The 13,482-nt window shown below is 62.8% G+C and carries 14 protein-coding genes; 5 read left to right on the forward strand and 9 right to left on the reverse strand.

Going from position 1 to position 13,482, the window contains the following annotated elements:
- Positions 1 to 36: 36 nt before the first annotated feature.
- Genes mrdA through ACSQ17_RS06060 form a run of 5 tightly spaced genes read right to left on the reverse strand, consistent with a single transcriptional unit; the run spans position 37 to position 4,764 of the window.
- The gene (gene mrdA / locus ACSQ17_RS06040; RefSeq protein ID WP_436067999.1) at positions 37 to 1,926 is read right to left on the reverse strand and encodes a penicillin-binding protein 2; all 1,890 of its coding nucleotides are present in this window, start codon (positions 1,924 to 1,926) and stop codon (positions 37 to 39) included.
- A gap of 24 nt (positions 1,927 to 1,950) precedes the next feature.
- Positions 1,951 to 2,418, reverse strand: coding sequence for a 23S rRNA (pseudouridine(1915)-N(3))-methyltransferase RlmH (rlmH, locus tag ACSQ17_RS06045; protein WP_108489361.1), 468 nt, complete (start codon positions 2,416 to 2,418; stop codon positions 1,951 to 1,953).
- Positions 2,419 to 2,430: 12 nt separating this feature from the next.
- The gene (rsfS, locus tag ACSQ17_RS06050; protein ID WP_436070437.1) at positions 2,431 to 2,802 is read right to left on the reverse strand and encodes a ribosome silencing factor; all 372 of its coding nucleotides are present in this window, start codon (positions 2,800 to 2,802) and stop codon (positions 2,431 to 2,433) included.
- 37 nt (positions 2,803 to 2,839) lie between these two features.
- Entirely contained in the window at positions 2,840 to 3,499 is a 660-nt protein-coding gene (gene nadD, locus ACSQ17_RS06055) for a nicotinate-nucleotide adenylyltransferase (protein WP_436068000.1), read from the reverse strand.
- The gene (locus ACSQ17_RS06060; RefSeq protein WP_436068001.1) at positions 3,499 to 4,764 is read right to left on the reverse strand and encodes a glutamate-5-semialdehyde dehydrogenase; all 1,266 of its coding nucleotides are present in this window, start codon (positions 4,762 to 4,764) and stop codon (positions 3,499 to 3,501) included. Before ACSQ17_RS06060 ends, nadD begins: the two co-directional genes overlap by 1 nt.
- A 264-nt stretch (positions 4,765 to 5,028) precedes the next feature.
- On the opposite strand from ACSQ17_RS06060, the gene ACSQ17_RS06065 reads away from it, so the two are divergent.
- Positions 5,029 to 6,261 (forward strand): alpha/beta fold hydrolase, encoded by a 1,233-nt coding sequence (locus ACSQ17_RS06065; protein ID WP_436068002.1) that lies wholly within the window; start codon positions 5,029 to 5,031, stop codon positions 6,259 to 6,261.
- Here the strand turns inward: ACSQ17_RS06065 and ACSQ17_RS06070 are convergent.
- Complete coding sequence (locus ACSQ17_RS06070; protein ID WP_436068003.1) at positions 6,258 to 7,112, reverse strand: class I SAM-dependent methyltransferase; 855 nt, start codon at positions 7,110 to 7,112, stop codon at positions 6,258 to 6,260. The two genes, ACSQ17_RS06065 and ACSQ17_RS06070, sit on opposite strands and share 4 nt — an antisense overlap.
- A 109-nt stretch (positions 7,113 to 7,221) precedes the next feature.
- On the opposite strand from ACSQ17_RS06070, the gene ACSQ17_RS06075 reads away from it, so the two are divergent.
- Together ACSQ17_RS06075 and ACSQ17_RS06080 are read left to right on the forward strand one after the other, a co-directional pair.
- Positions 7,222 to 7,938, forward strand: coding sequence for a DNA-3-methyladenine glycosylase (locus ACSQ17_RS06075; protein WP_436068004.1), 717 nt, complete (start codon positions 7,222 to 7,224; stop codon positions 7,936 to 7,938).
- Positions 7,935 to 9,251 (forward strand): bifunctional DedA family/phosphatase PAP2 family protein, encoded by a 1,317-nt coding sequence (locus tag ACSQ17_RS06080; protein WP_436068005.1) that lies wholly within the window; start codon positions 7,935 to 7,937, stop codon positions 9,249 to 9,251. The genes ACSQ17_RS06075 and ACSQ17_RS06080 overlap by 4 nt, the downstream gene beginning before the upstream one ends.
- Here ACSQ17_RS06080 and ACSQ17_RS06085 read toward each other — a convergent pair.
- From ACSQ17_RS06085 to ACSQ17_RS06095, 3 genes are read right to left on the reverse strand one after another with little or no spacing between them, the layout of a single operon-like run.
- On the reverse strand, positions 9,245 to 9,832 hold the full coding sequence (locus ACSQ17_RS06085; protein ID WP_436068006.1) for an LON peptidase substrate-binding domain-containing protein: 588 nt from the start codon (positions 9,830 to 9,832) through the stop codon (positions 9,245 to 9,247). The genes ACSQ17_RS06080 and ACSQ17_RS06085 overlap by 7 nt on opposite strands.
- Before the next feature lie 10 nt (positions 9,833 to 9,842).
- Complete coding sequence (locus tag ACSQ17_RS06090) at positions 9,843 to 10,553, reverse strand: LrgB family protein (protein WP_436070438.1); 711 nt, start codon at positions 10,551 to 10,553, stop codon at positions 9,843 to 9,845.
- 2 nt (positions 10,554 to 10,555) lie between these two features.
- Positions 10,556 to 10,915 (reverse strand): CidA/LrgA family protein, encoded by a 360-nt coding sequence (locus ACSQ17_RS06095; protein WP_233685927.1) that lies wholly within the window; start codon positions 10,913 to 10,915, stop codon positions 10,556 to 10,558.
- A gap of 217 nt (positions 10,916 to 11,132) precedes the next feature.
- Between ACSQ17_RS06095 and ACSQ17_RS06100 the strand changes: the two genes are divergently transcribed.
- Together ACSQ17_RS06100 and ACSQ17_RS06105 are read left to right on the forward strand one after the other, a co-directional pair.
- Positions 11,133 to 11,588: a MaoC family dehydratase gene (locus ACSQ17_RS06100; protein WP_257777746.1), complete on the forward strand. Its 456-nt coding sequence runs from the start codon at positions 11,133 to 11,135 to the stop codon at positions 11,586 to 11,588.
- A gap of 134 nt (positions 11,589 to 11,722) precedes the next feature.
- Complete coding sequence (locus ACSQ17_RS06105; RefSeq protein WP_436068007.1) at positions 11,723 to 13,450, forward strand: C13 family peptidase; 1,728 nt, start codon at positions 11,723 to 11,725, stop codon at positions 13,448 to 13,450.
- Positions 13,451 to 13,482: the final 32 nt, after the last annotated feature.

Below are 13,482 nucleotides of genomic sequence, written 5' to 3' on the forward strand. Positions count from 1 at the left end.
AGTCTTCGGTGGACAGGTTGCGGTCGAAACTACTGTTCATGGTGCAGCGACCCCAGCCGCCACAGGCGGAGCAAATTCGGCTTTCAACTGACCGTTCTCATCCAGCAACCAGGCGTCCATCACCTGCTTGACCACCGGCGCGGCCACCCCGGAGCCGGACTCGCCGTTCTCGACCATCACCGACACGGCGATCTGCGGGTTGTCCGCCGGGGCGAAGGCGACGAACAGCGCATGGTCGCGGTGACGCTCCTGAACCTTGCTGCGGTCGTACTTCTCGCCCTGTTTGATCGCCACCACCTGGGCGGTACCGCTCTTGCCGGCAATCCGGTAGACCGCCGTGTCGCCCACCTTGCGCGCCGTACCGCGCGCGCCGTGCATGACCTGCTCCATGCCGTGGCGGCCGTTATCCCAGAACTTGGGATCACGCAGCACAATATCCGGCAGCGGATTGGGGTCCACCGGCACACGGCCCTGAATGGTCTTGGCCAGGTGCGGGCGAATCCACTTGCCGCGAGTGGCCATCAGCGCTGTGGCCTGGGCCAGCTGCAGTGGTGTGGTTTGCATATAGCCCTGGCCGATACCGAGAATCAGGGTTTCGCCCGGATACCAGGCCTGGCGATAACGCGCCCGCTTCCACTCCCGCGACGGCATCAAGCCGGCGGTTTCTTCGAACATGTCCAGCGACACACGCTGACCCAACCCGAAACGGGTCATGTAGTCATGCATGCGGTCGATGCCCATCTTGTGCGCCAGCGAATAAAAATAGGTGTCGTTGGAACGGGCAATGGCAAGGTCCATGTCCACCCAACCGTCACCGGTGCGGTTCCAGTTGCGGTATTTATGGCTATGGCCCTGCAGCTGATAGAAGCCTGGATCGTTCACCCGCGTTTGCGGTGTCACCACACCAGCATCCAACCCGGCCACTGCGACCATCGGTTTGATCGTCGAACCCGGCGGGTAGAGGCCACGTAGCACCCGGTTATACAGCGGCCGATCGATTGAATCGCGTAAATCGGCATAGGCCTTGAAGCCAATCCCCGTGACGAAGGGATTGGGGTCGAAACTCGGCTGGCTGACCATCGCCAGCACTTCACCGGTTTGCGGCTGGATCGCCACAATGGCACCACGACGGCCAGCCAGCGCGGCTTCAGCAGCCTCCTGCAAGCGCACATCGAGGCTCAGGACAATGTCCTTGCCGGGCGTCGGATCGGTGCGCTTGAGCACCCGCAATACGCGGCCCCGGGCGTTGGTTTCAACTTCCTCGTAACCCACATCACCATGCAGCTCGTCTTCATAGAAGCGCTCGATGCCGGTCTTGCCGATATGGTGCGTGCCGCTGTAAGCCACCGGATCGAGGTCTTTCAGCTCTTTCTCGTTGATCCGCCCGACATAACCCACCGAGTGAGCAAAATGCTTACCCAACGGATAATGCCGCACCAGCTGTGCCGCCACTTCAACCCCCGGCAGGCGGAACTGGTTGATGGCGATAAGGGCAATCTGCTCCTCGCTCAGTTCGAACAACACCGGCACCGGCTCGAATGGCCGCCGCCCCTGACGCACCCGACGCTCGAACAACGCCCGCTCATCCGGCCCCAGCTTCAACACTTCGACAATCACGTCGAGCACCTGTGGCCAATCGCCTGCGCGTTCACGGGTCAGGGTCAGGCTGAAGCTTGGCCGGTTATCCGCGATGATCACTCCGTTACGGTCGAAGATCAGCCCACGGTTTGGCGGAATCGGCTGGACATGGATGCGGTTATTTTCCGCCAGGGTGGTGTGGTACTCGTACTGAACCACCTGCAGGTAGTACAGGCGCACAAGCAGCACCGAGGTCAGCAGCAACACCACCACAGCCCCCACCACCGCACGCTTGCGGATCAGGCGACTGTCTTTTTCGTGGTCTTTGAGGCGTATGGGCTGCGGCATCGGTGGCGGCTGGCTACTGGCTGATTATTTGTGATACGGATGACCGGACAACACGGTCCAGGCTCGGTACATCTGTTCGCCGATCAGAATACGCACCAACGGATGCGGCAGGGTCAGCGGCGACAACGACCAGCGCTGCTCACTGCGTGCCTGCACCTCAGGCGCCAAACCTTCCGGGCCGCCAACCATCAGGTTGACCGTGCGGGCATCCAGGCGCCATTTATCCAGTTCAACCGCCAGTTGCTCGGTGCTCCAGGGTCGCCCTTCGACTTCCAGGGTGACAATGCGTTCCCCAGGTTGCACCTTGCTCAGCATGGCCTCGCCTTCCTGACGAATCATGCGCGCCACATCGGCATTTTTGCCGCGGGTGGTCAGCGGAATTTCCACCAATTCCAGCGACAGTTCGCTGGGCATCCGTTTGGCATATTCCTGCCAACCGTCTTCAACCCAGCGCGGCATGCGCGACCCCACGGCGATCAACTTGATGCGCACAGCTCGGCGTCCTTATTCCTGCTCAGCACCCGGCTCAGCACTGAACTGCGCACGTGTCTGCTCGGCACCCTGCCACAGACGCTCAAGGTCGTAGAACTGGCGAGCCGTCGGCAGCATCACGTGCACCACGATGTCGCCAAGGTCGAGCAGTGCCCACTCGCCGCTGTCTAGGCCTTCGCTGCCCAGCGGGCGTACGCCCTGCTCCTTGGCTTTTTCCAGCACGTTGTCGACCAGCGACTTGACGTGACGGCTGGAGGTGCCGCTGGCGATCAGCATGAAGTCAGTGATGCTGGTCTTGCCACGCACGTCGATGGTGGTGATGTCCTGGGCCTTGATCTCTTCCAGGGCGGCGACGGCCAGCTTGACCAGCGCTTCGCTCTGCATTTTTGCATTTGTCATAAGTAACTCGTTTGCCTCATGTTCAATTCGCGCCACGGTACAGTCCGTGGGCATGGATATAGGCCAGTACCGCGTCAGGCACCAGAAAACGTGCCGACTTTCCGCTCGCCAGCAGCGCGCGGACCTGGGTAGCCGACACCGCCAGGGGTGTCTGCCAGATAAAAGCAATCTGCCCACTCGGCCCGTCCAGCGCCGAGGGATCACTCACACTGCGTGCCGCCAGCAGATCGCGCAGCGCCTCGGGCGCTTCACTGTCGGCATCCGGCCGCTGCAGCACCAGAATATGGCAGTGCTGCAACAGCTCATCCCAGCGCTGCCAACTGGGCAAACCGCAGAAGGCATCCCAGCCCAACAGCAGAAACAGCTGATCATGCGCGGCCAACTCGCTGCGCAACGATTCCAGCGTGTCGATGCTGTAGGACGGTTTTTCGCGTTGCAGCTCGCGATCATCCACCTGCAGCACATCAGCATCCGCCACCGCCAGCCGCACCATGGCCAGCCGATCCTCGGCACTGACCTCTGGCGCGCTGCGGTGCGGCGGCCGCGCACTGGGGATCAGGCGCAGCTCATCGAGCTGCAGCGCCTCGGCGGCTTCCACGGCACTGCGCAGATGGCCGATATGCACCGGGTTAAAGGTGCCACCCAATATCCCGATGCGCCGGGCGCCGGTGTGTCGGTCCATCAGGTGCGGATGTGTCCGTCGCCGAACACCACATACTTCTCGCTGGTCAGGCCTTCCAGACCAACCGGCCCACGGGCGTGCAGCTTGTCGGTGGAGATGCCGATCTCCGCGCCCAGGCCGTACTCGAAACCGTCAGCAAAACGAGTCGAGGCATTGACCATCACCGAGGCGGAATCCACCTCAGTCAGGAAGCGCCGCGCATCCGTAAAGTTCTCGGTGATGATCGCGTCGGTATGTTTCGAGCCGTATTGGTTGATGTGCTCGATGGCAGCATCCAGTGACTCGACGATACGAATTGCCAGGATCGCTGCGTTGTACTCGGCGTACCAGTCATCTTCACTGGCTTCCAGCACGTCGCTGCCGAGCAGCGCACGGGTCGCAGCATCACCACGCAACTCAACACCCTTGTCGCGGTAGATTGCTGCAAGCGGCGGCAGCACCTTGCCAGCCACGGCGGCGTTTACCAGCAGGGTTTCCATGGCATTGCACGGCGAGTAGCGCTGGGTCTTGGCGTTGTCAGCAACGCGAATCGCCTTGTCGAGATCCGCGGCGACGTCGATATAGACGTGGCAAACGCCGTCCAGGTGCTTGATCACCGGCACCTTGGCGTCGCGGCTGATACGCTCGATCAGCCCCTTGCCGCCACGCGGCACGATCACGTCGACAAACTCGGGCATGGTGATCAGCGCACCAACGGCGGCGCGATCGGTGGTTTCCACCACTTGTACAGCACTGGCCGGCAAGCCGGCCTCAGCCAGACCGAGCTGAATGCAGCGAGCAATCGCCTGATTGGAATGAATCGCTTCGGAGCCGCCACGCAAAATGGTGGCGTTGCCAGACTTCAAACACAGGCTGGCGGCGTCGATGGTCACGTTCGGGCGCGACTCATAGATGATACCGATCACGCCCAGCGGCACGCGCATCTTGCCAACCTGAATACCCGACGGCAGGTAACGCATGTCACGTATCTCGCCAATCGGATCCGGCAACGTGGCGACCTGACGCAGGCCTTCAATCATCGAATCGATCACCGCCGGGGTCAGCGCCAGACGGTCGACCATGGCCGGTTCCAGACCATTGGCGCGGGCAGCGGCCAGATCCAGTTCATTGGCGGCGGTAAGTTCGCTACGCGCCGCGTCCAGCGCCGCCGCAGCAGCTTGCAGGGCACGGTTCTTCTGCGCGGTATTGGCACGCGCGAGCACACGCGAGGCGCTGCGAGCGGCCTGTCCCAGGCGGGTCATATAGTCGAGCACGGACTCAGTCATGGTCTTGGCAGGTCTGGCGGTTGAAAAAAGTCGCTGAGTATAACGGGCGCGCCGCCTCACGCCCAGCGCTGTGCGGCGGACGGTAAACAGCGCGTTCGCGCCAATCAGCGGTAACGCCGCCAGGCCCCAGCCCGCAGGCCGCCCCGAGAAACAGTGACACCAGCCCCTCGCTGCCGCCCGAAGGTTAGGTAAACAAAAACCGCCCAAATGTTTACCGTGCACTTGAAAGAAAAACAGGCGGCCGACCGCCGGGGTGGGATCAGCATGCATTACCGTACCGACTACTGCGCTGCACAACTCAACGACGCACCCCAGGTGCTGCATCTCGGCGAGCTACGCCTGCATTACCAGGCTTACGCCCAGCGCAGCCAAGACCCGCGCCCACCCGTGCTGATGCTGGGCGGCGCATTCCAGAGTTTTCGCTCGTTTGCCGCTGAAGTCAGCGAGCTGCTCGAACAGCACCCGGTCATCCTGCTCGACCTGCCCAGCCAGGGCAGCAACCTGCAACTGGTGCCGCACTTAAGCCTAGAGCAGTTGGCCGACCTGATCGCCGACTTTGCCGAAGAGCTCGACCTGCCGCCGCTGATGCCCATCGGCCTGTCCTACGGCTCGGCCCTGGCCGCGCTGTTTGCCGCCCGCCATCCAGCGCGCTGCGCCCGCGTATTGCTCGCAGGGATTACTGCTTTTGGCCGCCCCGGCGCACGCCTCTTGCTACAAGAAGGCCTGGCGCTGCTGGCGGAAGGGCGCAGCGAAGCCTTCGCCCACGGCGCCCTGACTGGCCTGCTCAACCCCTTGCGCCTGGCGCAGACCGGAGTCGCACCGGTATTTCGCAAAGCATTGCTGCGGCAGATTCAGCGCCTGTCAGCCGCCGACATCGAGCGCTACCGGCAGAACAGCCAACGCCTGCTGGACTTTCAGGGCTTCCACACGCACCCCAGCTGCCCAACCCTGGTGCTGGCCGGCGAATATGACCACTTCACCCAGCCCTGGGAACACGCCCACTTTGCCGCTGCCTGTGCCCAGGCCAGCTGCGCGCTGATCCACAACGCCGACCACCTGGCCCAGTTCGAACAACGCGACGCCTGCGCCAGCCTTTACACCCCGTTTCTACGTGGCGAAGCCCTGCCAAACCGCAGCGCGGGCAGCAGCCTGCTGAGCCACCAGCAGTTGCTGAAACTGGAAAAACGCTTCGAGCCGCGCCAACGCCCCAGCCAATATCACGCCCGCCTGCAACATGCAGAAGGCGGCGAGTGGCCGGTAGAAATCAGTGAACTGGGTTTCTTTGGCGGCCTACTGCAAGGCGACCTGCCGGATATTCGCGGCGTGCGCGGCTGGCAATTACTGTGCAAGGAGCTTCCCGCTCAACCCCTGCTACCGCTGCGCCACGACGCAAACGGCCTGGCCTTTGTCTTCCCGCATAGCGACCAGCAGGCCAGCCAGGCGCTGGCCGTGCAATTTCAGCCTGCGCAACCCCTGCTCGCGGCGGCTTGCGCCTAAACCCGCGCCTCGATCACCCGCACCAACCCGACATTGCGCGACGGAGCCAGGCCCAGCGTCTGGCTTGTACGGCTCGGGTCGAACACCTCGACCTGATTGAAGCCGCAGCGCTGGAAGCCCTGCACAATCGCCTGGTCATTGCGGTAATGCAGCGGGTAGTTGCCACGGGTCAGCCGGCCAATCAGGCCAATGCCCCAACGCAACTGGCGGTAACGTGGATGCTCACGCAGATCTGGATACAACTCGGTCAGGTAGGTGGCCTGGGGAAACTGGCACAGTTGGTCAGCCAGGCGTGTCCAGAACGACTCGATCAGCTCTAGCTCGAAGTAATTCACCAGCCCCTCGGTAATCACCACCACGGGTTTGCCGTGATCCAGCTCGGCGAACAGCGCCGCCAGGCTTTTGCCGCCCTCCTCGGCGAGGATATCCACCGCGCGCACCTGGTGCTGGCTGCCCAGCCAGCCTTCGGCGTTCAGCAGCAGGCGTTTGCGTGCGGCCATCACCGGCAGATCAGCCTCGACGTAACGCACATGCGGGTAGCGCGAGGTGAAACGACGACCACGCGGCGACAGGCCGCAGGCAATTTCCACCACCTGGCACACGCCGCCTTGCTCGATAGCCGCCGTGAGCTGTGCATCGATCTGCAAATGGCGCTGCAACAGAAACTGCTCGATATCCAGACCAAAACCAACCCGCGCGCCCCAGGTAACCGGGCTGAGCAGGCCATGCACAAAACGCCCGAAACCGGTAGCGAAGGCCGCATCCGCCAGTTGATGGCGATACCAGACATACCCGGTGTAGTGGGCACTAGGGCTGATATGGGCACTGCTGGCACGGGCACGTTCAGGCATGATTCAGACTCTTATTGTTATGATCACGCAGCCTGTCGGTGACGCTTGGCTAAGCGTTCAGGACGGCAACAGCCCCAGCCTATGCCCTGCCGAGTAAGCACAACACCGCATGTCAGCCGATCCCAACCTTAGTTTGCCCTGGCCCGAGGGATGCGCCCTACCGGCCGGGTTCTTCGACCGCGACGCCTGCCAACTGGCCCGCGACCTGCTCGGCAAGGTGATTCGTCATCGCCAGGGCGAGCACTGGCTGAGTGCACGCATCATCGAAACCGAAGCCTATTACCTGAGTGAAAAAGGCAGCCACGCCTCGCTCGGCTATACCCACAAGCGCCGGGCGCTGTTCATGGATGGCGGGCACATCTATATGTACTATGCGCGCGGCGGTGATTCGCTGAATTTCAGCGCCCAGGGCCCCGGCAATGCGGTACTGATCAAGTCCGCCTACCCCTGGCAGGACGCCCGCAGCAACGCCGCCGCCCTGGCACAGATGCAGCGCAACAACCCGGATACGCAAGGTCGCGCCCGCGCCCTGGACAAGCTGTGCAACGGTCAGACCCTGCTGTGCAAGGCCCTGGGCCTGAAAGTGCCGGACTGGGACGCAAAGCCCTTCGATGAGCAGCGTCTGTTTGTCGAAGACCTCGGCGAACGCCCACAGCAGATCGTGCAATGTGCGCGCCTGGGTATTCCCCATGGGCGTGACGAGCAACTGCCGTACCGTTTTGTCGACGCGGCGTTTGCCCGCCACTGCACCCGCAACCCGTTACGCCGTGGTCAACAACCCGGCAGCGATTTCCACTTACTCCACCCTGAGGATGACCACCGATGAGCCAGTGGCTCGACAGCTTGACCCTGTGGCTGAGCGCCAACCCCGAATGGCTGGGCCTGGCGATTTTTCTAATCGCCTGTGTCGAGTGCCTGGCGATTGCCGGGATTATCGTGCCAGGCACCATCCTCATGTTTGCCGTGGCCGTGCTGGCCGGCAACGGCGCCCTGTCGCTATGGGAAACCCTGTTGCTGGCCTACCTCGGCGGCCTGCTGGGCGATGCCTTGTCCTATGGCATCGGTCGTTATTTCCATCAGGACATCCGCCGCTTGCCGCTGTTGCGCAGCCATCCACAGTGGCTGAGTTCGGCAGAGGTTTATTTCCAGCGCTACGGCGTCGCCAGCCTGCTGGTCGGCCGCTATATCGGCCCGCTCCGGCCGATGCTGCCGATGGTTGCCGGCATGCTGAACATGCCCCTCGGCCGATTTATTGCCGTAAGTATGCTGGCCGCAGCCGGCTGGGCCATTGCCTACATGCTGCCGGGCTGGGCCACTGGCGCGGCCTTGCGCCTACCGCTGCCGGATGGCTTCTGGCCACAGGCCGGGGCCGTGGCAGCCGGGGTGGCCATCGTGGTCGGCCTAAGCATTCAAGGCAGCATGCGCGGGCAACGGCATGCCAGCCTGCTGGCGGCTGGGGCCTGCCTGGTCTTGTTAATCGGCCTGATGATTGGCTGGCCACAGCTCAGCCAATTGGACCAGGGCCTACTGACCCTGGTACAGGAACAACGCAGCGCCAGTCTCGACACCCTGATGGTGCTGATCACCCGCCTCGGCGACATGCACACCCAAGTGGCCGCAGCCCTTCTGCTGTGCCTGATTCTGCTGGCCACCCGGCAATGGCGCACGCTGTGCCTGGCCATCGGTGCCACACTCGGCACGGCGCTGGCCAATAGCGCCTTGAAGACCCTGTTCGCCCGCAGCCGTCCGGATGTGCTGCTGGAGCCACTGGGCAGTTTCAGCTTCCCCAGCGGCCACAGCTCGGCGGCCTTTGCCTTTTTCCTGCTGCTCGGCCTTATTGCCGGCCGCGGGCAACCGCCGCGTATGCGCCTGACCTGGCTGTTGCTGGCCAGTCTGCCGGCAGCGGCCATTGCCGTCTCGCGGGTATACCTGGGCGTACACTGGCCCAGCGACATCATCGCCGGGGCCATGCTGGCGGGCTGCTTCTGTGCCCTGAGCCTGGCAATGGTGCAATGGCGCACGCCGCTGCCGGCCCTGCCGGCGAGAGTCTGGTGGTTATTGCTGCCGGCGATTCTGGCGCTACTGGGCGGCATCACCACCTGGCAGCTGTCAGCGGGACTGTTGCTGTACCGCTACTGATGACCGCCCTGCAGCAGTTCCAGCAACTGCTGCAGCAGCTCCAGACGCAGCTCGGCACCCGGCGTGTCGAGCAGTTGCAGCTTCTGCTCGCTGTCCAGCGGCAGCAGGTAGGCCAACTGATTGGCCAACGCCTCCTGCCCCGCCGGCTCACTCGGCATGCCCAAGGCAGCAACCATCGGGTGGGCACTCAGCGCGCCAAGCAGCGCGGCCAGATCGGCATGTTCGTCGCGCAACGGCTGCTCGGCGGCCTCGTCCAGCCACTCGACCTCAGCCAGGGTCAGCTGATCCGGCAAGACCTGTGCACGCTGCACGCGAAAACGCCGACCGCCCTCGACGCGAATACCCAGCAAGCCATTGGGCAGTTGCTGGAAATCCCGAATCAGCGCCTCGCAGCCAATCGCCGCAAACAACCCGGCAGCCGCCCCGACTTCCGTGCCTTCAAGGATGCAGACCACGCCAAAGCCTTCGCCCTGCTTCATGCAGCGGCTGATCATGTCCAGGTAGCGCGCCTCGAATATCTGCAAATCCAGCATGCAACCGGGGAACAACACAGTATTGAGCGGAAACAACGGCAAGGTCACGGTCAACTCCTCAGAGCCAGAGCAGGATGGCCAATGGCAACAGCACGGCGGTGAATACCCCCATCAGGCTCATCGCCAGGGCAGAAAATGCACCGCACTCCTCACCCTCTTGCAGTGCCCGGGCAGTGCCCACCGCGTGCGCCGTCAACCCCAGGGCCATACCCAGCGCTGCGGGATGCTGCACGCCAAAACGCTTGAGCAACGACGGCCCGACAATCGCACCGATGATTCCGGTGATCATCACGAACACCGCCGCCAGGGCGGCAATCCCGCCAATCTGGTTGGCCACCAGCATGGCAATCGGCGAGGTAACCGACTTGGGCGCCATGCTCATCAGCATGATCTGCTCGGCGCCAAAGGCCCAGGCCAGACTAATCCCTAGCACCGTAGCGACCACACCAGCCACCAGCAGGGTAATCAGGGTCGGCCAGAACAGCTGGCGGATGCGCCGCAGATTGAGGAACAACGGCACCGCCAGCGCCACCGTGGTCGGCCCGAGGAACAGCGTCAGTGCCGCCGCACTGTCGCGGTATTCAGCAAAGGTCAGGCCGCAGGCCAGGAGAATGCCGATCACCGCGAGCATCGACACCAGCACCGGCTGCAGAAACACCCAGCGGGTTTTCTCGTAGGCGGCAATCGCCAGTTGATAGGCGCCCAGGGTGATGCCCACACCAAACAACGGGTGATGGATCAATGCCTGCCAGGCGGCGTGCCATTCCAGAGTCATGCACCCTCCCGGCGTTGCTGACGGTCGATCAGTTTCTGCATCAGCCAACCGGCAAACACGATCGAAATCAGCAGCGACAGCAATAGCGCCCCGGCAATCGCCCAGAAATCGGCAAAGATATCCTCGGCATAGGCCATAACCCCCACTGCAGGCGGCACCAGCAAGAGCGGCAGGTATTTCAGCAGGCTGCCAGAGGCCTGTTGCAACGGCTCGCCCACCTCACCACGCAACAGCAGAAAACCGAACAGCAGCAACATGCCGATGATCGGGCCCGGCAAAATCGGGATCAGCAGGACGTTGAGCGCCGTGCCGAGCAACTGGCACAGCACCAGCCAGGAAAGGCCGCGTAGAAGCATGATGGGTAATCTCCGAATCGTATGATCCCAGACGCAATGCCGCGCATTATAAGCAGAAGCGCCCGGCAACGGCCGGTTTACAGCGGTTGCGCCAGGATTGCGGCACCAGCAACAGCACGCCATCAAGCACTTGACCCTGCGGCAAACCCATGATGATCTTAGGGCAGAAGGATTTACGCCCGAAAAAAAACAACACTTGCGTCTTCAAGGAGAAACCATGACATCAGTACCCGCCGCCGAATTGCCCAGCTACATCGGTAAGGAACTCGGCCGTTCCGACTGGCTGACCATCGACCAGGAACGCATCAACCAGTTCGCCGAATGCACCGGCGATCACCAGTTCATCCACGTCGACCCGGAAAAAGCCAAACTCACCCCGTTTGGCAGTACCATCGCCCACGGCTTCCTCTCGCTGTCGCTGGTGCCCAAGCTGATGGAAGGCATCATGATCATGCCCAAGGGCTTGAAGATGGCCGTCAACTACGGCCTGGACAGTGTGCGTTTTATCCAGCCAGTGAAGGTCAACTCCAAGGTGCGCCTGGTCGTCACCCTGACCGATGCCACCGAGAAAAATCCCGGCCAGTGGCTGCTCAAGGCCAAGGTCGTACTGGAAATTGAAGGTTCGGAAAAACCGGCCTACATCGCTGAACCGCTGACCCTCTGCTTCGTCTGATCACAGCCAGCAACCCGAGGCGCACAGGTGCAGGCCTGTGCGCCTTTTTTATGGCGCGTTCAGCGCGCTCGATCACGGCATGCCAGGCGGTTTAAGGCATACTCGGCAACGTCCTTCCGGTGTGGATTTTCTGCATGCACTCTCTGATCCGTCTGGCCCCACTGAGCCTCGCCCTGTTGCTGGTCGCCTGCGGCGACGGTGAACCTTTGCTACCACCCGACGCCGTGTTGCCCGACGGCGGGCGCTACCGCGGCGAGGTGGTCGACGGTCTGCTGCAAGGCTCGGGACGCCTGGATTACAGCGACGGCAGCTACTATGCGGGGCAATTCAAAGACGGGCAGTTCAATGGCGTCGGCGAATGGCACAGCAAGCATGGTGAAACCTATACCGGCGAGTTCCACAACGGCGACTTCCACGGCCAGGGCAGCCTGAGCTACAGCGACGGCAGCCGCTACGAAGGCGGCTTTGCCAACGGCACGCCCAACGGCGAAGGCCACCTGCAGAGCCAGGACCTGGAATACCGAGGCGAATTCAACAAGGGCCAGTACCACGGCCTGGGCAAGCTGCAATGGCGCAACGGCAGCAGCTTTCAGGGGCAGTTCCGCAAGGGCGAACCGCACGGCCAGGGCGTGATGATCGACGGCGAAGGCAACGAGTACGTCGGCACCTTCAAGGACAGCCAACTGAATGGCCAAGGCAGTTTCAAGAATGCCGACGGCGATCTCTACAGCGGCCAGTTCCGCGACAACCAATTCCACGGCAAAGGCCGTTACCAAAGTGCCGACGGCGAAGTCTGGAGCGGGCGCTTCGAGGACGGCAGCCTGACCGGCAAAGGCGAGTTCAAGGGCAGCGACGGCAGCCATTACCTCGGCCAGTTCAGTGACTGGCGCTACCACGGCGAAGGCCGTCTGAGCCTGGCCGATGGCAGCGTCTATCAAGGCCACTTTGCCTATGGCCAATACCACGGCAATGGCAGCCTGACCCTGGCGGATGGCAGCCAGCAAAGCGGCACCTGGCAGCGCGGCCGCCTGATTCGCGATGCCCAGGGCAAGGCCATCCCCGACAGCCTGGCTACCGGGCTGCTGGAACAAGGTCGGCTGCTCGATGCGGCGATTGCCAAACTGCCGGCCTCGACCCCCGCCATCGAACTCTACACCCTGACCCTGGCCGGTGATGGCAAGCAGAGCGTATTCATGCGCGAGGCTGATTACGTCAGCGACCTGCTGCAAGAACGCTTTGCCGCCCACGGCCGCATCACCCTGGTCAACCATCGCGACCACCTGGCGGATCGCCCGCTGGCCACCAGCGCCAGCCTGGGCCGTAGTGTTCAGGCCCTGGCCGAACGCAGCGGCAAGGAAGACCTGATTTTCATCTACCTGACCAGCCACGGTTCTGCCCAGCATGAACTGAACCTCGACCAGCCGCGCCTGCAACTCGACGACCTGCCCGCCGACGAACTCGCTGCGCTGCTCGCCCCACTCAAGGATCACTACAAGGTGCTGGTGATCTCGGCCTGCTACTCCGGCGGTTTTATCCCCAAGTTGAAGGACGAGAAAACCCTGGTGATCACCGCTGCACGGGCGGATCGGGTGTCCTTTGGTTGTTCCGAAGAAAACGATTTCACCTACTTCGGCCGCGCGCTGTTTGCCGAGGCCCTGCAGCAGACCGACGACCTCCAGCGCGCCTTCGATCTGGCCAAGGCCAGCGTTGCCGAACGCGAAGAGGCCGACGGGTTCGAGCCTTCCGAACCGCAGATCTGGCCCGCCAAGGCGGTGCTTGCGCAGTGGCGCAAGCTGCGCGAACAACAGGCCGAACGCGCGCTGAACAATGCACTTGAGCCGCCTGCTGCGGTCAACCCTTAACAACCCTGCGCGCACCCAACCGCCTGTTAAGC

Origin of the sequence: Pseudomonas sp. LjRoot71, assembly GCF_964253255.1 — a bacterium.
Classification (GTDB): Bacteria; Pseudomonadota; Gammaproteobacteria; order Pseudomonadales; family Pseudomonadaceae; genus Aquipseudomonas.

Excerpts from the sequence above, each read along its gene's own strand:
- ACSQ17_RS06075 (WP_436068004.1), top strand. The coding sequence starts at position 7,222 with ATGTCAGCCGATCCCAACCTTAGTTTGCCCTGGCCCGAGGGATGCGCC.
- rsfS (WP_436070437.1), bottom strand. The coding sequence starts at position 2,802 with ATGCAGAGCGAAGCGCTGGTCAAGCTGGCCGTCGCCGCCCTGGAAGAG.
- ACSQ17_RS06095 (WP_233685927.1), bottom strand. The coding sequence starts at position 10,915 with ATGCTTCTACGCGGCCTTTCCTGGCTGGTGCTGTGCCAGTTGCTCGGC.
- ACSQ17_RS06105 (WP_436068007.1), top strand. The coding sequence starts at position 11,723 with ATGCACTCTCTGATCCGTCTGGCCCCACTGAGCCTCGCCCTGTTGCTG.
- nadD (WP_436068000.1), bottom strand. The coding sequence starts at position 3,499 with ATGGACCGACACACCGGCGCCCGGCGCATCGGGATATTGGGTGGCACC.
- mrdA (WP_436067999.1), bottom strand. The coding sequence starts at position 1,926 with ATGCCGCAGCCCATACGCCTCAAAGACCACGAAAAAGACAGTCGCCTG.
- ACSQ17_RS06080 (WP_436068005.1), top strand. The coding sequence starts at position 7,935 with ATGAGCCAGTGGCTCGACAGCTTGACCCTGTGGCTGAGCGCCAACCCC.
- ACSQ17_RS06065 (WP_436068002.1), top strand. The coding sequence starts at position 5,029 with ATGCATTACCGTACCGACTACTGCGCTGCACAACTCAACGACGCACCC.
- ACSQ17_RS06060 (WP_436068001.1), bottom strand. The coding sequence starts at position 4,764 with ATGACTGAGTCCGTGCTCGACTATATGACCCGCCTGGGACAGGCCGCT.
- ACSQ17_RS06070 (WP_436068003.1), bottom strand. The coding sequence starts at position 7,112 with ATGCCTGAACGTGCCCGTGCCAGCAGTGCCCATATCAGCCCTAGTGCC.
- ACSQ17_RS06100 (WP_257777746.1), top strand. The coding sequence starts at position 11,133 with ATGACATCAGTACCCGCCGCCGAATTGCCCAGCTACATCGGTAAGGAA.